The sequence below is a fragment of the Micromonospora sp. CA-259024 genome (assembly GCF_050936255.1).
GTDB lineage: Bacteria > Actinomycetota > Actinomycetes > Mycobacteriales > Micromonosporaceae > Micromonospora.
In genome coordinates this window covers 948,257-966,867 of record NZ_JBNJND010000001.1, presented here as the reverse complement: position 1 = coordinate 966,867, position 18,611 = coordinate 948,257, and the positions used below count along the sequence as shown (strand labels likewise).

The following is an 18,611-nucleotide window of genomic DNA, read 5'->3' as shown; positions in this document are numbered from 1 at the left end:
CGTGGTCAGATTGGCGACGGACCAGGCCACCCGCGCGAATCCGGTCGGAACGCGCGCGGGCGGCCTGGTTCACGAGGTACGCCCAGGCCCCGGTGCGGTCAGGTGCCGATCGCGATGGCGAAGATGTGCATGGTCGGCACGCCGGACGCGGGCCGTGCGCTGATGTTGGGCAACTCGACCCGGGCCACCGCCTTGTTCTGCAACGCGACGCCCACGTAGTAGATGCAAGCGGCAGTGGCCTGGCGCTGGTTGCCCGGCCGGTTCTGGTAGGCGGTCACGATGGCGGCGGTTCCACCGGCATGTGGTCCGCCGTACCAGTCGGGAGTGCTGAGCGTGAACGCCTGGCGGGTGCCGTCGGCGTAGACCACCGTGGCGGTTCCCGACACGGCGCCGTAGGTGCCGGTGGCGAGGAAGCCGAGCGTACGTCCGGTGCCGGTCACGCTGATGGACTGCCCCGAGGCGATGGCGTTGTCGGCGACGCCGGGGCTGACGTTGGGCCAGCGGAAGGTGACCCCGTTGCGGCTCACCGTGCTGCCCGGGGTGACTCCGGCCTGCGCCAGGGCCTGCGCGGAGAGGCTGGCCCCGTTGCCGTCGAAGTTTCCGACGCCGGTGTTGGTGTCGTTGGTGATGCCGGCGTTGGTGAAGCTCTGCTCCAGCGTCGGTGTGGTGGTGCCCGAGCTGGTGACCCGGTAGGTGCGTCCGGCCTGCACGGTGACCTCGATGAGGTCGGTCTCGATCCGGGTGGTCCGTGCCGCCGTACCGTCGGCGGTGTCGACCACGGTGACGGTGCCGGTGAGGATTCGGGCGCGCAGGCGGACGGCGCCGGCGCGGTCCGGTCGGATGAGCACCTCGGTGGCCTGACCGCTGCTCCACGTGATGCCGACCGTGTGTCCGCCCCGACCCCGCAGGCCGGCCACCCGCCCGCTCGGCCAGGCCGGCGGCAGTGCGGGCAGGATGTGCAGTTCCCCGGCGTGGCTCTGGAGCAGCATCTCGGCGATGCCTGCGGTGGCGCCGAAGTTGCCGTCGATCTGGAACGGCGGGTGCAGGTCGAACATGTTGGGCGCGAGTCGGGCGGGTGTGGCGAGGTAGCGGATCAGGTCGTGGGCCCGCTTGCCTTCCTCCATCCGAGCCCAGAAGTTGATTTTCCAGGCCAGCGACCAGCCCGTTCCGTCGTCGCCGCGCAGCGCCAGTGTCCGACGGGCCGCCTCGAAGAGCTGCGGCGTGCCGCGCTTGGTGATCTGGTTGCTCGGGGCCAGCCCGTACAGGTGCGAGATGTGCCGGTGGTTGGGCTCGGTCTCCACCCAGTCGTAGAGCCACTCCATGATGTTGCCGCGCGAGCCGATCTTCATCGGCGCGAGCCGGTCCCGGGTGGCCCGGACCTGGGCCCGGAAGGTGCTGTCCACGTTGAGGATCTCGCTCGCTCGGGCACACCCGTCGAAGAGGTCCCGCAGGATCTGGTTGTCCATGGTGGGGCCGGCGCACACGCTGGCGTTCGCGTGGTGGCTGAGCTCCGGTGAGTTCGACGGGTTGGTCACCAGGTACCCGAGCGTCGGCTCGGTCACCAGGGTGTCCAGGAAGAACTGCGCCGCGCCCTTCATGGCTGGGTAGTTCGCCCGCAGGAACTCGACGTCCCCGTTGAACAGGTAGTGGTCCCAGATCAGCGTGGCCAGCCAGGCGCCGCCGGTCTGCCACATGCCCCAGAACGCGCCGTCCACCACGGAGGTGGCCCGCCACGCGTCGGTGTTGTGGTGGGTGACCCAGCCGCCGGCGCCGTACTGAAGCTGTGCGGTGCGGACGCCAGCGACCGACAGGTCCCGGACCATGTCGAACACCGGGTTGTGGCACTCGGCCAGGTTGGTCGTGTTGGCCGGCCAGTAGTTCATCGGCAGGTTGGCGTTGATCGTGTACTTCGAGTCCCAGGAGGGGGTCAGCGAGTCGTTCCAGATGCCCTGCAGGTTGGCCGGCTGGGTGCCGGGACGCGAGGACGAGATCAGCAGGTACCGGCCGAACTGGAACAACAGCGCCGAGAACTGCGGGTCGTTGACGCTGTTGTGCTGGGCTATCCGGACGTCGGTCGTCTGGTCGGCGGCGGAGGTGCGGCCCAGGTCCAGGGTGACCCGGTTGAACAGCGCCTGGTAGTCGGTCACGTGCCGGCTGCGCAGCTGGTCGTAGCCGCTGGCCCGCGCGGCGGTGAGGCGCTGTCGTGCGATGCCCTGGTAGTCGCCGCCCACGTTGCGGTAGTTGACGTAGCTGGAACCGATGGAGATCAACAGGATCACGCTGTTGGCGTTGGTGACCCGCAGGGTGCCGCCGGAGCTGGACACGGTGCCGCCACTGACGGTGGCGTTGGCCAAGGCGAGGAAGCGAACCGCGCCAGTGATGCCCTCCTGATTACCGGAGACACCGTCGAGGCCGATCGTGGTGCCGTCCGGGCTGGACACCGTCGTGCGCTGCGGGCTGTCGAAGGTCGCGGTGAAGCTGATCGAGCCGCTCCGGTCGGCGGTCAGTCGCATCGCGATGACCTGGTCCGGCGCGCTGGCAAACACCTCACGCTGGTACCGAACGCCGTTCAGCACGTACGTCGTCGTGACGGTGGCGGTGGTGAGGTCGAGCGTCCGGTCGTACTGGGACGCTCCGCTGGCGGATCCGAAGGCCAGCCGGAGGTTGCCGACGGTCTGGTAGGCCAGCTGACCGCCCGGGTTGCCCATCATGTTCTGGTTGATCAAATCCTGGGCCTGGGTCCACTGGTTCGCGTTGACCAGCCGCCGGATCTCCGGCAGCGCCCCCAAACCTCGGGGGTTGCTGGGATCGTGAGGGCCGCCGGCCCAGACGGTGTCCTCATTGAGCTGAAGTCGTTCGGTGTCGACGTTGCCGAAGACCATCGCGCCGAGTCGGCCGTTGCCGATCGGCAGCGCCCGGAGCCAGTCCGTGCCGGCAGCCTCGTCGTACCACAGCGCGAGGTCCCCGGCGGCCAGCACCTGCGGCGGCGCCACCGAGTCTCCTCGGGCCACGGCGCTCCAGGGCAGCGGCAGTAGGGCACCGCCCGCGCCGGCTACGCCGACCTTGAGGGCCTGCCGTCGGGTCAGGTCTGACATCGATCCTCCAAACGGTGACCAGCCCGGCCACCCCGAAGCGTGACAACTATGAAAACCGACATTGGGATCCGCTTGGTGGCACGCACCGCGACCTCGCTCAGCAGGCCGACGGCAGGTCCTGAGACAGTCAGACGTCTGATGTGTTTCGCGAAGGTTACACCGCATCCACCAAATAGGCAATGATCGATTGCTTGCCCATTTCTGGCTCACTCTGCCTGCCAGTAAACGGTTTTCGACAGGCATGCAGACGGGACGCGCACCCCAAGAACGCACCAGGACGTGCGCCCACATTCGCATACATCAGATGTCGCCCGCCGTGACGGGCGGGGGTCGTGCCGGCGGGCTCGGTCAGCTCGTCCGACGTCGCGCCACACTCGGGTCGGCGGGCAGACGACGAACTCGTGCGGCCTCCTGCCCGCAGTCGCGAAGCCGGTCGAGGGCGGCGTTACGGCTGACTGCGGGTTCTGTGCTCGCGAGCTGCCCGACATGGTCCGCGATCGGCGCCGGGAGGCGGTAGCGGCCGGTGGTGGCGGTGGCGGTGAGCAACCGCCGGTCCCGCAGGTCCGCCAAGCCCTGTCGGGCATGCACGAGGGTGAGGTTGCCCAGGGCACCGGCGGCGTACACGTCGAAGTCCGGGCCCGGATGCAGTCCGAGGTACCTGAGCAGCCGCTGCCTGCCGGCTGAGAGGTCGCGGTAGGACACCTCGAAGGTGGCGGCCACCGCGAGCGCGCTCGCGTCCTGGCCAGGAAGGCGGTCCCGGGTACGACCGAGGTCGCAGGCGAGATCTGCGACGGCGCGGGTGGTGTCGGCCCGCAACAGGGCGGCGGCGAGGCTCACCGTCAGGGGCAGGTATTCGCACAACCGCACGAGACGTTCGACGGCGTCGGCCTCGTGTCGAACGCGTGCCGCTCCGACCCAGCCGACGAGCAGCGCCGTCGCCTGGTCGGACGAGAGGTTTCCGGACGGCAGGTCGACCCTCTCCGACGGGTCGTCGGTCGGTGGCGACACGGGCTGGGGCCACGCGGTGGTCTCCCCCACCCGGTCCTCACGGTCGACGGCCGTCGCCTGCGCCGGGACATCCGTCTCGTCGATCACCGTTGTCAGCAGCCGCCGCAGGTGATCGGCGCGATATCCCCCGCCGGGCACGTCGAGTGGCCGGAGCGGACTGGGCGGACGGTCACCGGGGCTGGCGTGGGGTACCGCGGTAGTGCCAGACAGCCGCACGGTGAGCCCCCTCGCCGACCCATACATCTGATGATTTCGTGGAGGTTACCTCCAGTCCGTCGATGAGACAACCCGTCCTCACACGCACCGTTTCAACAGGCAATTGCCCCACGCCCCGGACCTGCGCTGACGGACGGTCGGGTGCGGCACCGGGGCGGACCCGAAGCGGCGCACATCTGACGTCAGGCACCATCCAGGTTCGGCGAGCCGTATCCGAGCATCGACACGGTCACCCGGCTTCGTCGAGAGGGCGATAATGCACCAGATCGCATGCCGTCCGGGACACGGATCGGGTGGTGCGGGTGGAATTGTCCTTCACGAGTGGACGGAGCAGGACGGCGAGGGAGTCTCGACAGGTACAAACGTCCGATGTCTTTATAGTGACGAAGGTTGCCGGTGCCCGCCGGAGGCCGTTTCGTACCGATGGCATGCGGCGGGCTGGTCCGAAGGGGGCGGGGATGGCACTGACCGACGACGCGATCGCGAAGATCCGGGGCATGATCCAGAGCGGTGAGCTGCCGCCGGGTGCGCGGCTACCACCGGAGCCGCAACTGGCCGCGCAGATCGGACTGTCGCGCAGCGGGGTCCGGGAGGCGGTGAAGGTGCTCGAGTCGGCCCGTGTTCTCGACGTACGGCGCGGCGACGGCACGTACGTCACCAGCCTCGCGCCCCGACTGCTGTTGGAGGGCCTGGGCGTCGCGGTGGAACTGCTGCGCGACGACACGTTGCTGGAGGTCATGGAGGTGCGCCGGATGCTGGAACCGGTAGCGACCGGTGTCGCGGCGTTGCGGATGACCGACACGCAGCTCGACGAGCTCGGCCAGATCCTCGAGGACATGCGGGCGGCTGCCGACGACGCCGAGAAACTGATCCAGTTCGACACCGCCTTCCACCACACCGTCATCGCGACCACCGGCAACGAGACCCTCACGTCGCTGCTCGACGGGCTGTCCAGCCGTACGGTGCGAGCCCGCGTGTGGCGCGGCCTGATAGAGGGCAACGCGGCACACACGACGATCGACGAGCACCGGGCCATCTACCTCGCGCTACGCTCACGTGATCAACTGCTCGCCCAGGCCAGCGCGCTGATGCACGTCAACACCTCCGAAGCGTGGCTGCGTACGGTGCTCGCCGCCAAGGCGGCGGACGCGTAACTCACGCCGCTCGGCGGGCGCCCGCCCCGGGTCAGGCTGACGGAGCCGGGCTGGCGTGCACGATCACGTGCGCTCATCAGGAGCGCCCTGCCGACACGAGTCGTCGATGCCCGGCGGTGAGACGGCGCCTGGCGGCTCCGCCAGCCGTTCCAGCCGGGCCAACCCGTTCCAGCCACGCTCGCGCAGCAGGTCCAGCAGCCGTTGCACTCGCGGGTCGGCCTCGACGGCAAGCGCGTCCAGGAGGTCGAACGGCAGGTCATCGGAGGCCACCTCGCCGAGGTCGAGCTGGCCGAACCGATATGCCTGCTCGGCCAGGCCGGCCACGATGTCCGCGGCCTCCTCCAGGCGCGCGTCCTCGCCCGCGTCGCTGTCGAAGATCTCCGACAAAACCTCATACAGCCGAACGAGTTGCGGGTCGTCGAGCTGCGCGAGTTTCGCGGTCATGATCTCGGGGACGACATCCCGCCAGCGAGCCGTGACCAGGATCCACCCGTCCCGCTCACCCTTCACCAGCCGCTCGGACGCCCCGATCTCCCGAAGCCGATCGAGATAAGCGATCACCTCCGGTGGGAGCGCCAGGCTGTCCCCGGCAGCGAGCTGCGCGATCTGTTTACGGCTGGTCTGGAGCCGTGCGATCTCGTCGCGCAGGTCGCTGTCGATCCTCTGGACCGCTTCGGCGAAGGTCGACGCGTCGGCTTCGAGCATCTGACCGATCTGAGACAGCGGCACGCCGGCGTTGGCAAGGGCGCGGATCTTGATGAGGGACACGACTGCCGTTGCGCCGTACCGCCGGTAACCCGATGCGTCACGCTGTGGCTCGGGCAGGAGGCCGACCTGGTGGTAGTGCCGCACCGCCCGCGCCGTCACGCCGGCATACGCCGCCAGTTGACCGATCGTCAGCATGCTCTGATCCTGCCCTCAACTCGCCCGGACCGGTCGACGCCCGATCAGGAGATCCGGCGACGGTAGGTGAACGTGGCGAAGGAGTAGGCGAGGACGAGGATGCCGATACACCAGGCGAGAGCGCTCCAGATGTCGGCACCGACCGGCTGCTGAGTGAACAGGTCTCGGATCGAGTTGACGATGGCGGTCACCGGCTGGTGCTCGGCGAAGGCGCGTACCGGGCCGGGCATGGACTCGGTGGGCACGAAGGCCGAGCTGACGAACGGCAGGAAGATGAGCGGGTAGGAGAACGCGCTCGCGCCGTCCACGGACTTCGCGGTGAGGCCGGGGATCACGGCGATCCAGGTCAGCGCCAGGGTGAACAGGACCAGAATGCCGGCGACCGCGAGCCACCCCAGCACGCTCGCGCCCGTGCGGAAGCCCATCAGGAGGGCGACGAGGACGACGACCACGAGCGAGATCAGGTTGGCGACCAGCGAGGTCAGAACGTGCGCCCACAGCACGGAGGATCGTGCGATCGGCATGGACTGGAACCGTTCGAAGATGCCGCCCTGCATGTCCAGGAAGAGCCGGAAGGCGGTGTAGGCGATGCCCGAGGCGACCGTGATGAGCAGGATGCCGGGCAACAGGTAGTTCACATACGAGTCGGCCCCGGTCTCGATCGCGCCACCGAAGACGTAGACGAAGAGCAGCATGAAGACGATCGGCATGATCGCGGTCGTGATGATGGTGTCGGGGCTGCGGGAGATGTGCCGCAGCGATCGTCCCAGGAGGACGGCGGTGTCGCCGACGAAGTGCCTGTTCATCCTTGCTCCTTCTTCGCTTTCGCGCCGACGAGGGTGAGGAAGACGTCCTCGAGGGTCGGCTGCTTCTCGACGTACTCGACCTCTGCGGGCGGGAGGAGCTGCTTCAGCTCACTCAGGGTGCCGTTCACGATGATCCGGCCCTCGTGGAGGATCGCGATCCGGTCGGCGAGCTGCTCTGCCTCGTCGAGGTACTGAGTCGTGAGCAGCACGGTGGTGCCGCCCTGGGCGAGCTCTCTGACGGCTTCCCACACCTCTATGCGCCCCTCCGGGTCGAGCCCGGTCGTCGGCTCGTCGAGGAAGATGACCGGCGGGTTCCCGATGAGACTCATCGCGATGTCCAGACGACGACGCATGCCGCCGGAGTACGTCGACACCCGCCGGCTGCCCGCCTCGGTCAACGAGAACCGCCTCAGGAGGTCATCCGCGATCACACCCGGATCCTTGAGGTGCCTCAGTCGGGCGACCAGGACGAGATTCTCCCGACCACTGAGGATTTCGTCGACCGCCGCGAACTGCCCGGTGAGACTGATGGACTGACGTACGTCGGCGGCCTGGGTCGCGACGTCGAAGCCGTTGATCCGGGCAGTCCCTGTGTCGGCCTTGAGCAGCGTGGACAGGATCTTCACCATCGTGGTCTTGCCCGCCCCGTTTGAGCCGAGCAGGGCGAAGATGCTGCCCCTCGCCACGTCGATGTCCACGCCGCGCAGCACCTTCAGCTGCTTGTACGACTTCTCCAAGCCTTGCACCTGTATCGCAGGATGATCGGCCTGATCGATGGGGATCGTCATGGCGCCAGCATGGAGGGTTGACGTAGCGTCAAGGTCAAGCCCGCAGGGCAGATCCGACTCGCCTGCGCGTCGGGATCCATCGACTTCCCGCGTTCACGCGCCGGGTCACCGCCCAGCCAGCAACGCCCCGAGCCGCCCGACGCGCGATCCGCCGGCCGCACGACCTCATCGATGCCGCGACCAGGAACGACCCGATCGCAGCAGCCCTGACCGCCCTTGACATCGGAAGCCGCGCCCGACCACACTCCACATGCTAATTCGATTTAGCTGAGCCCATCCACCCACCGCGTCTCGTCCCGCAGACATCTCCCGGCTGCCTCCGGCAGCGCCGACGGAAGCATGCGCTCGGCCAGGCGTGCATCTCGCACCGGTCATTCCCCAGACGCCACATCAAGCCACGTAACGACCACAGAGGAGTGTGCTCGGATGAGAAAGGCGATCGGAAGACGCAGGCTCAGGCGTGCGATCTCGTTGCTCGCGATCATGTCGCTCGGTGCAGGCGCCATCGCGTCCGCGCCAGCTGCCGCCGCAGCCAAGCCCGCAGTTGTGGAGGGCGCGACCGTCACGACGGATCGCCATTCACCGACCGGATACACCGTCACGTTCGTTTACCACAATCCCACTGCCACCCAGGTCCGCCTTGCCGGGGACCTGACTCTGCTCGACATCGGTACCGGCACCACGCGGTATCAGCCGGAAGCGTGGCAGCCCGGGCGGTACCACGCTGGAGGTACCGAGTTCCTCAGGGACATGACCAAGGGTTCGAAGGGCTACTGGTCGGTTTCGCTTCCGCTGCACGCCGGCAGCCTCAGCTACTGGTACCGGGTCTGGGACCCGACTCAGGGTTGGGTGAACAAGCGCATCTGGGATCCCGCCTCGACGAACCCTCGCCCCCCGGGCGAGTCCTCGTTCCGGGTCAGGAACAACGACGTTCTCGATGCCGTGTACGTGCCGTACGCCACGAAGCAGAACGACCCGGTGCTGAAGGAACGTGCGGAATACGAGTTGCCGATGGCGGACCGCTCGCAGCGGGGCACCGTCCAGTACGTCCCCTACACCACGATCCTGGGCGACAGCGGCCATTACCTCGGCGTCTACCTGCCGGCGAACTACGACGCCAACCGCGCCGAGCCGTACAAGGTCGCGTATCTCGCCCACGGCATCTTCGGTGACGAGACCGACTTCATGGTCCCCGCGAATGTCCCCAACATCCTGGACAACATGACGGCTCGAGGCGAGATCGAGCCCACGGTGGTTGTCACCATGGGGAATCACTTCACCGGCACCAGCCTCGGCTTCGCCTCCTACAACCAGACCAACGCCGCCAACAACCTGGTCCAGACGATCCTTCCCCTCATCGAAGCGAACTACAACGTCTCGACCGAGCGTGCGGGGCGCGCCTACGCCGGGTTCTCGTACGGCGGGATGACGGGCGGCGTCGTCATCAGGAACTATCCGACCACGTTCGCGTTCTATGGACACTTCTCCGGCAATCCGTCCCTCACCGCGCAGGACTACGACACCATCGCGAACGCGATCGGGGACGATGACCTCCTCGTGTTCCTCGGCAATGGTGTCTTCGAGGGCAACCTCAACGCCCAGAACGCCATCGCGAACAACTTCCGGGCTCAAGGGTTCACCGCCGAGACGACCCAGGTCCCCGGCGCGCACGACGGGATGACGGCGAGCCAGCTGTTCACCATCTTCGCCAGGGACCACCTGTGGTCCGGAGTCGACTCCGTGTCGGTGTCGCCCGCGGCTGTGAACCTGACGAAGGGCTGGAACTGGGTCAGGCAGTTCAGCGCTCAGGTGGCGACCAACGAAGGTGTGAGCCCGGCGGTGACGTGGTCGGTCAACGGGGCGACGTCGGCGGGCACGACCATCTCCCCGGAGGGCCTGCTCTCGGTCGCCGCTGCCGAGACCGCGTCGTCGCTCACCGTCGTGGCGACGTCGGTGGTCGACCCGACCAAGGCAAGCTCAGCCCAGGTCACCCTGACGCCCCCGGGCACGGCACAGGCCGACGTGAAGGCGAAAGCCGCACCCGCGTCGATCGTCCGTGGTGGCACGTTCGAGCTGACCGTCGATGTGCGGGCACAGTCCCAGCACAGGAAGACACCGAAGGTGACCGGTGAGATCGCGGTGACCTTCGGCGGCACCACGCAGGTGGTTCCGCTGACCGGCGGCGCGGCCGTCATCGACCTGCCGACCACCGAACTTGCGGCAGGGGTGTACCCGGTCCACGTCGCCTACTCCGGTGACCCGACCTACGCTCCCACCGCATCAGTCCATCAGCGGCTGCGGGTTCGGTAGTCGGCAGGCATGGTGGGCCGGCGACCGTCCGTCGTCGGCCCACCACGAACGAGCGGGCACCGGATCGGGCCGGAGGCGGCGATACGTCGCGCAGTCCCTCGGACGTCACGGTCCCGTCGTCGGGAGGCCGTCATCGGTGCCTCCTACCCGCTCAGGCGGTAACGGCGCGCGGCTCAAGGAAGCCCTCCAGCCCGTACGCGCCATGCTCACGGCCGATGCCGGACTGCTTCACACCGCCGAAGGGCGCGTCGGGGTCGCCGAAGACCCGGTTGATCAGGACCGTGCCCGCCTCGATCTGTCCGGCGACCCGGTGTGCCCGCTCGGCGTCGGTCGAGAAGACGTAGGCCTGCAGCCCGTACGGCGTGTCGTTGGCGATCTCGATTGCCTCCCGCTCGTCGGCGTAGGGGATGACGACCAGCACGGGCCCGAAGATCTCCTCGCGGGCGATGCGCATCTGGTTGGTCACACCGGTAAAGACGGTCGGCTTGACGTACCAGCCGGTCCGCAGGTCGTCGGGCCTACCCTCGCCACCGGTCAGCAGCTTCGCGCCTTCCTCCTGGCCGAGCCGGATGTAGCTGGTCACACGATCGAACTGCTTCTGGCTGACCAGCGGCCCGACGGCGGTGGACGGGTCGTCCGGGTCGCCGACCTTCAGCTCGGCGACGTTGGCCTTGATCGCGTCGAAGACCTCGTCGAGCCTGCTCTCCGGCGCGAGGATGCGGGTTCCGGCGAAGCATGCCTGACCGTTGTTCATGAACCCTGCGGTCAGCGCGGTGGCGACGGAGGCAGGGATGTCGGCGTCGTCGAGCAGGATGCTCGGGCTCTTGCCGCCGAGCTCGAGCGTCAGCCGCTTCATCGTCGCGGCGGCGTTGCGCATGATCTGCTGCCCGACCGCGGTGGAGCCGGTGAAGCCGACCTTGGCGACGTCCGGGTGGGTCGTCAGCACCTCGCCGACGACGTCGCCACGGCCGGTGACGATGTTGATCACGCCAGGCGGAACATCGGCGGCGTCGAAACACTCGGTCATCACCTGGGTCTGGATGGCGCTGAGTTCGCTGGGCTTGACGACGATGGTGCAGCCGGCCGCGATAGCGCTGGCGACCTTCTGGGCCACGAAGACGATGCTGTAGTTCCAGGGTGTGATCACCGCGGCGACGCCGATCGGCGCGAGCGTGACGGTGGTGGGCCCCTGGAGCCGGGTGAACTCGTAGCTTTCGACGACCTCGGCGGCCTCGTCGAACACGGCGGCCGCCTTGGGCATGCCGGCCTCGACGAGGGTACGCGTGGCGCCGTACTCCTCGATCATGGCGTTGGTGAGGTCGTCGAGGCGTGCGGTGAACGCGGCGCTCAGGCGGCGCAGGATGGCCAGCCGCTCCTCCCGGGTGGTGTGCGAGAAGGTGGTGAAGGCGCGCTTGGCCGCGGCGACCGCCGCATGGGCGTCGGTCTCGTCGGCCAGACGCACCTGCCCGATGAGCTGCTCGGTCGCCGGGTTGTAGAGGGGCGCGAGCTCGGCCCCGTGAGGTGTCACGAACCTTCCGTCGATGTAGACCTTGTCGATCGTTCGCACGGCAGTGCCCCTTCCGGTTGCCACCAGTTTTGGTTGGTCATCATTAAATATGAGCGACAAAACGTTTGCTCGTCAACCTATGTTGTGACCAACACACCGCCTGGTAGGCTGGAGGCCATGTCGGCCGCTAGAGATGTTTCGCCGCGAACCGGTGACCGCAAGCGAGGTGTGAACTTCGGGTGGTCGCTGGGCATGGTGCTGCGCCGCTGGCAGGAGTCCGTCGAGGAGGCCCTCAAGGACCTGCCGCACGGCAGCCGCGGCTACCACATCCTGGCCGTGGTCGTGCATGAGGACGTGCCGACGCAGGGCGCGCTGGCCACCCGGTTGGTGATCGACCGCAGCGTGCTGACGTACGTGATCGACGACCTTGAGGCGGCCGGGCTGATCGAACGGCAGCTCGACCCCCGCGACCGCCGCGCCCGCCGCATCGTGGCCACCGATCGCGGCCGACAGGCGCTCGCCGAGGCCGAGGAGCGGGTCACCCACGCCGAGGACCACGTGCTCGGTGGGCTGCCGCCAAAGCAGCGTGCCGCATTCCGCGACACGGCCGAGCGCGCCGCCGAGGCGATCGTCAGCATGGCGCCGGGCACCGACCCGTGCATCGCCGTGAAGAGCGTTCTCGACGAGGCGGCCCCGGCGACCTGATCGTTCGCCACCTCAGCTGCTGGCTGGCGCCGTCGACTGTGCGCCGCCCGGCCGGGGCAGCAGTGTGGCGACCGCGAGCGCGGCTATACCAGCAATACCGAGGACCGCGAAGCCGTACGTGTAACCCGCCTCCGCGGGCGGTCCGGCGCCGGGGGTGTGCGCGCTGACGATCGCTGTCATCAGCGCCACGCCGAGCGACCCGCCGATGGTGCGCACGTTGGCGGTGACGCCGTTGGCCACGCCCGTCTGGTCGGGACGGACCGCGGCCACGATGACGTTCGACATCGTGGAGAACCCGATCCCGAGCGACACCCCCAGCAGCGCGAGCGCGAACGGCACCAACCAGCGGCTGTCGTGTCCGAAGGCGAGCAGGGTGATCGCGGCGGCGTTCAGCGCCGACGCGGCGACGAGCACCAGTCGGGCGCCGAAGTGGCGGACGAGCGGTGCCGAGGCGAGCCCGGCCACGAACATGGTCACCGTCATCGGCAGCAGCATGAGGCCGGCCTGGGTGACGCTGGCCCCGAAGCCGTACCCGGCCTCGGGCGGCGTCTGCACGAGGACCGGCAGGAAGGTCATGACAGCGAACAGGCCGATGCCGAACAACAGCGAGACGAGGTTGGTGGTCCACACGGCGGGCAGGCGCATCATCCGCATGTCGACCAGCGGCCGGTCCGAGCGCTTCTCGACAGTGAACCAGCCGATCGCGAGCAGCACCGCCGCCGCGAGCAGCCCGATCACGACGGGCGAGCCCCAGCCCCAGCGAGTGGCCTGGCTGAGCGGGACCAACAGCGCGACCAGCCAACCGGCCAGGAGCACGGTGGCCAGCCAGCTGATGGGCTTGGGGTTGCGCGAGCGCGAGGCCGGCACGACGACCCGTGCCGCCGCCGCGGCGGCCACGGTCAACACCGCCGGGATCCAGAACAGCGACCGCAGGCCGAAAGCGTCGGTCAGCGGTCCAGCCAGGAGGACACCCACGCCGCCGCCGACCGCCGCGAGGGCGGCCGCGACCCCGATGACGTTCGGAGCCTTCTCCTTCGGGATCTCGTCGTGGATGATGCCGAAGGCCAGCGGCAGCACACCGCCACCGACGCCCTGCACCACACGCCCCGCGAGCATGAGTCCGATGCCGGGCGCCAGCGCTGAGAGCATCGAGCCCACAGCCAGCGCCGCGAGGGAGACGACGAGCAGGCGGTCCTTGCCGTAGCGGTCGCCGAGCCGGCCGACCACCGGCGTGAAGACCGACGCCGACAGCAGGAACGCGGTCATGACCCAGGTGATCAGCGTCGGTGTGGTGTCCAACTCTTCCTGCAGTGCCGGCAGCACCGGGTTGATCAGCGACTGGAGCAGCGCGAACGAGAAGACGGCGAGCAGGACCACCGCCAGGATGACGCGCGGGTTCGGGATACGGGGGGCGAGGCGTGGCATGGTGCGGCCAATCGGGGTGAGCGGGTGGAACCCAGCGGGCCGGTGCCGTGCGGCACCGGCCCGCTGGGAGGATCCGCGGCATGCCTGCTCAATGGCCGGCGAGCGCCGCAGTCCTTCCGGAGAGGGTCGGATCAGGCGATGTACGCCGGGCCGTCGTTGCCCTCCGCCTGGTAGCCGTGGTGAGTCCGCTCGGTGCGGGTGGTCTCCGCGACGGTCCAGGCGTGGTACTTGGTCCACACCGTGGCGCCGGCCAGGCGCTCAGGCCAGGTCTGGCCGTTGGAGGTGGTCTTGGTGAGGGTCTTCTCGGTGGCGTAGTTGGCGATCGAGTTGATCCAGTTCTCGGCGCCAACCATCTGGTTCTCCCGGCCGAGACCCACGACGAACCCCTGCAACGCCTCCGCGTTGCTCAGCTCCCACAGCGCCTCCTCGGAGAAGGTCAGCAGGTCGTGCCAGTACTCACGCACGACCTCCACGTCCTCGCGGGTGCCCCAACGGGAGATGTGACCACCAATCAGGGCCTTGAAGTCGTACGACAGAATGTCGTCGTGGGCCTGGTAGAACCCGCTGATGTTCTCCGACACGTCCGCGTGCGCGAACGTCACCGATCCGGGGCTCACGATGTCGATCTTCGTGAGGACCTTCTGCGCGGGCCCGTAGATGTAGATGTTGCCCGGGCAGTGGTCGGCACCCTTGTAGGACAGCTCCAGCTTGGTGCCGCCCACCTCAAGGGTCGCGTCCTTGCTAAACGTCTCGGTCGGCAGCGGACGGTACTTGTCCGGGAAACGGGCCAACAACTCGCGGGTGATGTCGTGCGCGATGATCTTCACCTTGGGGCCGAACTGGGACGCCGAGCCGATGTGGTCGGAGTGCCAGTGGCTGTAGACCAGGTGCGTGATGGGCTCCTTGGTCACTGACCGCACCGCCGCCTGCAGGTTCTCGCCCAGTCCCGGCGGGGCGTCGATCACGATCACGCCGTCGCCCGTCACCACGAAGCCGGCGTCGTACCCTGCCGGGCTGGTTACCCAGAAGAAGTTGCCGCCGTCGCCGACGTTCTCGGCGTGCCAGCCCTTCTCGTAGAAGGACGGGTCGTTGAGGTAGTCGGGCATGAACTGGTTCGGCGACGGAGCGTTCCCCTCGACCACGGCCTTCGGGAAGCCCCACTTGCTCGGGTAGAAGTCGCCGTACTTGCTCGCCATGTCTTGCCTTCCTTTGGTTGTGCACGCGGCCTTGCCTGCCGCGGGCTTGCCGGGCATTGGGCGATGCGTGTGCACCGTCCGGCGACAGATCGAGCCGTTGACCTGCGGTTGCATGAGCAGGTCCACAGATGTCTGCTGGGTCACCCGGCGCCGCCGATGATCCCGAAGAACGTTGCTCGGCCTATCGTTTGTCGAACAATACATCTGCTGGGCAACGCGTCCAGTGGCCTCGGTGGTGACCTGCGTCTCTGCGCGTCGGGCCAGCACGCCTGGCGTGACTAGGTTGATCGACCAACTGGTTGCCAGGCAAAAGTTTTGCGGCTTAGACTACGTGAGGTTCGACTACCGCAGAACTGACGAGACGGGCGAGCCCGATTACGGTCACGAGCTGCTGTTCGGGACGTTCGTCGGAGAGAAGGACATGTCATGAAGATCCGAGCAGCCGTGGCCACGGGGCCCGGGCAGCCGTTCGCCATCGAGGACCTCGAACTCGACGAGCCCCGCGACGATGAGGTGCTGGTGCGGATCGTCGCGACCGGCATCTGCCAGACCGACGCCCACGTCCGCAACGGGCACACTCCGGCGCCGCTGCCGATGGTGCTGGGCCACGAAGGTGCCGGCATCGTCGAGCGGGTCGGCTCCGCCGTCACCGAGCTGCGCCCCGGCGACCACGTCGTGCTGTCCTACCAGGCCTGCGGCCAATGCCCGCAATGCCTGTCCGGGCACCCGGCGTACTGCGCCAAGGCCCTGCCCGCGAACTTCTCCGGCACGCGCCTTGACGGCACCCGCGGCCTCCGCCGAACGAGCGACGAGGCCGGGCAGGTCTCCGGGCACTTCTTCGGGCAGTCATCGTTCGCCACCCACGCCCTGACGACGCAACGCAACACCGTCAAGGTCGACCAGGACCTGCCGCTGGAGTTGCTCGGCCCGCTCGGCTGCGGCCTACAGACCGGCGCCGGGGCGGTGCTCAACTCCTTCGCCGTACCCGCGGGGGAAACGGTCGCGATCTTCGGTGTCGGCGCCGTCGGGTTCGGCGCGCTGATGGCGGCACGACTCGCGGGCGCCGCAACGATCATCGCGGTCGACGTGAACGCGCAGCGCCTGGCTCTGGCCAGGGAGCTGGGCGCCACCCACACGGTCGACGCGACGCAGGTCGACGTGGCGGAGGCGATCCAGGAGATCACCCGCGGCGGCGTCGGCTACGTGCTCGACACGACCGGACGCGGCGACATGCTCGACCACGCGGTCACCGCGCTGCGGCCGCTGGGCCGCGTCGGTCTCGTTGCCGGCGGAACGGACAACACCGTGCCTGCCGCGAAGCTCGCCTTCGGCAAGACCGTCACCGGCATCGTCCAGGGCGACGCGATCCCGCAGGTGCTGATCCCCCGGCTCGCCGAGTTCTACCGGTCCGGCCGCTTCCCGATCGAGCGACTGGTCCGGTTCTACGACTTCGACGACATCGAGGCCGCCTTCGCCGCGGCGGCGAGCGGGGAGGTCATCAAGCCAGTGCTGCGTATCGCGGATTCCGGAGCGCACTCCCGCGGCTAGCCGGCACGGCCCTCTGAAGGGCTACCCGATTGGCTGGTCCGGCGCCGCCGAGGTTCATCGTGGCAAGACTCGGAACCACAGTCCACCGACCGGAGGGGGACGCGAGTCGTCGCGGAGGAGGCGGACGAGTTCGGCGCGAGCGTGGTCGGCCGACGGCCGGGAGTGCGTGCGGCCGAACTCTGCCGGAACTCGCCGCGCGCCTCCCTGATCCGCCGCCACCTGCCTGACTCGGGTGCCCGATGCGTCCCGCTGCTCCAAGGACGGGACCGGGCGGTTATCCGAAGCTGTCAGCCAGCTTCGTCAGTTTGGCGACGTACGCCGGCCAGTCGTAGTCGTCGGGGATGTTGGTGTTCTCCCGCCGCAGGCCGATCGCCGTGTCGTGCTGCTCGCGCATGATGTCGGCGTGACCGGCGTGACGGGCGAGGTCGCAGGTCACGTGGATGATGATCCTGTGCAGCGTCACGGCCTGTGCGCCTGGCCGCCACCACGGCACCTGCCCCGGCGCGTCGAGCGGTAGTTGGTCGATCGTCTGGTCCGCGAACACCCCGACACGGCGATACAGGTCGATCAGCCCATCCTTCGTCTCGTCCTCTCCCGCGTACCAATCTGCCTGCGGGTCCTCGTCGAACGCCTGCATGGGGACCAGTTCCTCAGGCGTCGGAAACTCGCGCCCGAAGGTGGGCCCGAAGTAACCGGCTTCGACATTGAGGCAGTGCTTGAGGAGCCCCAGCAGGTTGTTGCCGGTCGCGGTGCGAGGCAGTCTGGCGTCGCGTTCGCTGAGCCCGTCGAGCTTCCAGATCAGGTCTTCGCGAGCCGCCTGGAGGTAGTGGCGTAGCGCCGCCTTCGCATCGTCTAAGTCAGCCATGCCCGCCAGTCTCCCTTAGGCGCGGGCCCGGCCTCCAGCAGCAACTGTCAGAGGGCGGTTCGAGGATCACACCCCCGCCATGGCCGCCCTCATCGCAGGCGTCGGGTACGGACGGCCGCTCAGTCGAGACAGAACTCGTTGCCCTCGATGTCCTGCATCACGAGGCACGACTCGTTGTCGCCATCGGCAAGCAGTAGTCGCCCGCGTACCGCGCCGAGCGCGACCAGTCGTGCGTATTCGGCCTCAAGTGCGGCCAGGCGCTCCTCACCCACCAGTCAAAGGTGACTTGGAACTGCTTGACCGACGCCATCAGTCGATCGTAGGAGTCGTTGTGGGTGCGCTTGAGGACCGGCTGCGGTGGACTGGTCATGCGGTGCGGATCCGCAGTCGTGTCGGATGACCAGTAGAGTGGGCGCCCGTCGATCCCAAGGAGGCTTCGGTCATGGGTGTTCACCCTGATGTGGAGGCTCTGCTCAGGCTTGTTCCGGTAGATCATCGAGGCTTGGAGCAGATTGACTGGGCGTCAGCCGAATCGGCGTTGGGCACCAAGCTGCCGAGTGACTACATGTCACTGCTGGACACCTACGGCGTGGGTGACATCGGGGAGTTGGTCATCCTGCCGCCGATTCCGGTCGATGTCCCCACCATGGAATCCGTGCACATCGACTCCATGAGCCCCCAGCTGCGCATGCTCTGGAAGCAAGACGGTGGCGTGCCGGGTGTTTCCGCCGGTGCCAACGCTGTTCTTCCCTGGGGATCCGGGTGCAACGCCAACGAGATGGCCTGGCTGATGACGGATCCGGATCCCGACAGGTGGCCGGTGGTGGTGTGGCGTCGCCAGATCAGCTGGGGAAGGTCGCCCTGGGCCCTGTTCGAGTGCGGCATGGTCACATTCCTCACCCGGATGATGCTCGCGCAGTTCGATAAGTGCCCGCTCGGCGACACGTCGCTGTGGGGGCGGTCCGCCCCATTCGTGAGTTGGCGGGAGCAGCGCCGACGGCTTGTCGCGGGACTGGACCCGTTGACCGGCGAGCCAGATCCGTACGCCGACATGTTTCCGATCTCCGACGCGCGCTGACGCCGAC

14 protein-coding genes and 1 pseudogene are annotated in these 18,611 nt (G+C 68.1%); 5 read left to right on the top strand and 10 right to left on the bottom strand.

The annotated features are described in order from the left end of the window. Window positions 1-98: 98 nt before the first annotated feature. Both ACQEUX_RS03895 and ACQEUX_RS03890 read right to left on the bottom strand, forming a co-directional pair. Entirely contained in the window at window positions 99-3,095 is a 2,997-nt protein-coding gene (locus ACQEUX_RS03895) for a glycoside hydrolase family 95 protein (protein ID WP_433041170.1), read from the bottom strand. Between the two features lie 348 nt (window positions 3,096-3,443). Continuing rightward, on the bottom strand, window positions 3,444-4,190 hold the full coding sequence (locus ACQEUX_RS03890; protein ID WP_433041167.1) for a hypothetical protein: 747 nt from the start codon (window positions 4,188-4,190) through the stop codon (window positions 3,444-3,446). A 587-nt stretch (window positions 4,191-4,777) separates the two neighbouring features. On the opposite strand from ACQEUX_RS03890, the gene ACQEUX_RS03885 reads away from it, so the two are divergent. Continuing rightward, window positions 4,778-5,473, top strand: coding sequence for a FadR/GntR family transcriptional regulator (locus ACQEUX_RS03885; RefSeq protein WP_433041164.1), 696 nt, complete (start codon window positions 4,778-4,780; stop codon window positions 5,471-5,473). A 63-nt stretch (window positions 5,474-5,536) separates the two neighbouring features. Here ACQEUX_RS03885 and ACQEUX_RS03880 read toward each other — a convergent pair whose 3' ends face one another. Genes ACQEUX_RS03880 through ACQEUX_RS03870 form a run of 3 tightly spaced genes read right to left on the bottom strand, consistent with a single transcriptional unit; the run spans window position 5,537 to window position 7,970 of the window. Continuing rightward, window positions 5,537-6,376 (bottom strand): MerR family transcriptional regulator, encoded by an 840-nt coding sequence (locus ACQEUX_RS03880; protein WP_433041161.1) that lies wholly within the window; start codon window positions 6,374-6,376, stop codon window positions 5,537-5,539. Between the two features lie 44 nt (window positions 6,377-6,420). Beyond that, window positions 6,421-7,182 carry an ABC transporter permease gene (locus tag ACQEUX_RS03875; protein ID WP_433041158.1) on the bottom strand — a complete coding sequence of 254 codons (762 nt, stop codon included), beginning with the start codon at window positions 7,180-7,182 and terminating at the stop codon, window positions 6,421-6,423. Then, window positions 7,179-7,970 (bottom strand): ABC transporter ATP-binding protein, encoded by a 792-nt coding sequence (locus tag ACQEUX_RS03870; protein ID WP_433041154.1) that lies wholly within the window; start codon window positions 7,968-7,970, stop codon window positions 7,179-7,181. The genes ACQEUX_RS03875 and ACQEUX_RS03870 overlap by 4 nt, the downstream gene beginning before the upstream one ends. Window positions 7,971-8,720: 750 nt before the next feature. On the opposite strand from ACQEUX_RS03870, the gene ACQEUX_RS03865 reads away from it, so the two are divergent. After that, window positions 8,721-10,280, top strand: a complete 1,560-nt coding sequence (locus ACQEUX_RS03865; protein WP_433041151.1) for an alpha/beta hydrolase-fold protein — start codon at window positions 8,721-8,723, stop codon at window positions 10,278-10,280. A gap of 151 nt (window positions 10,281-10,431) precedes the next feature. Here the strand turns inward: ACQEUX_RS03865 and ACQEUX_RS03860 are convergent, their stop codons facing one another. Continuing rightward, entirely contained in the window at window positions 10,432-11,847 is a 1,416-nt protein-coding gene (locus ACQEUX_RS03860) for an aldehyde dehydrogenase family protein (protein WP_433041148.1), read from the bottom strand. A gap of 117 nt (window positions 11,848-11,964) precedes the next feature. On the opposite strand from ACQEUX_RS03860, the gene ACQEUX_RS03855 reads away from it, so the two are divergent. Then, the gene (locus ACQEUX_RS03855) at window positions 11,965-12,492 is read left to right on the top strand and encodes a MarR family winged helix-turn-helix transcriptional regulator (protein ID WP_433041145.1); all 528 of its coding nucleotides are present in this window, start codon (window positions 11,965-11,967) and stop codon (window positions 12,490-12,492) included. A 12-nt stretch (window positions 12,493-12,504) separates the two neighbouring features. On the opposite strand, the gene ACQEUX_RS03850 is transcribed toward ACQEUX_RS03855, so the two are convergent. Beyond that, a complete protein-coding gene (locus ACQEUX_RS03850; protein ID WP_433041142.1) occupies window positions 12,505-13,917 on the bottom strand; it encodes an MFS transporter in 1,413 nt (470 codons plus the stop codon). A 131-nt stretch (window positions 13,918-14,048) separates the two neighbouring features. Beyond that, window positions 14,049-15,113 carry an MBL fold metallo-hydrolase gene (locus tag ACQEUX_RS03845; protein ID WP_433041139.1) on the bottom strand — a complete coding sequence of 355 codons (1,065 nt, stop codon included), beginning with the start codon at window positions 15,111-15,113 and terminating at the stop codon, window positions 14,049-14,051. A 426-nt stretch (window positions 15,114-15,539) separates the two neighbouring features. Here ACQEUX_RS03845 and ACQEUX_RS03840 point away from each other — a divergent pair, with 426 nt between their 5' ends. Beyond that, window positions 15,540-16,661, top strand: a complete 1,122-nt coding sequence (locus tag ACQEUX_RS03840; RefSeq protein WP_433041136.1) for an NAD(P)-dependent alcohol dehydrogenase — start codon at window positions 15,540-15,542, stop codon at window positions 16,659-16,661. Between the two features lie 274 nt (window positions 16,662-16,935). Here ACQEUX_RS03840 and ACQEUX_RS03835 read toward each other — a convergent pair whose 3' ends face one another. Then, complete coding sequence (locus tag ACQEUX_RS03835) at window positions 16,936-17,526, bottom strand: DinB family protein (protein WP_433041133.1); 591 nt, start codon at window positions 17,524-17,526, stop codon at window positions 16,936-16,938. A gap of 119 nt (window positions 17,527-17,645) precedes the next feature. Next, window positions 17,646-17,801, bottom strand: a pseudogene (locus ACQEUX_RS03830) (VOC family protein); the annotation flags it as partial. 167 nt (window positions 17,802-17,968) lie between these two features. Here ACQEUX_RS03830 and ACQEUX_RS03825 point away from each other — a divergent pair. After that, window positions 17,969-18,604: a hypothetical protein gene (locus ACQEUX_RS03825; RefSeq protein ID WP_433041130.1), complete on the top strand. Its 636-nt coding sequence runs from the start codon at window positions 17,969-17,971 to the stop codon at window positions 18,602-18,604. Window positions 18,605-18,611 lie beyond the last annotated feature (7 nt).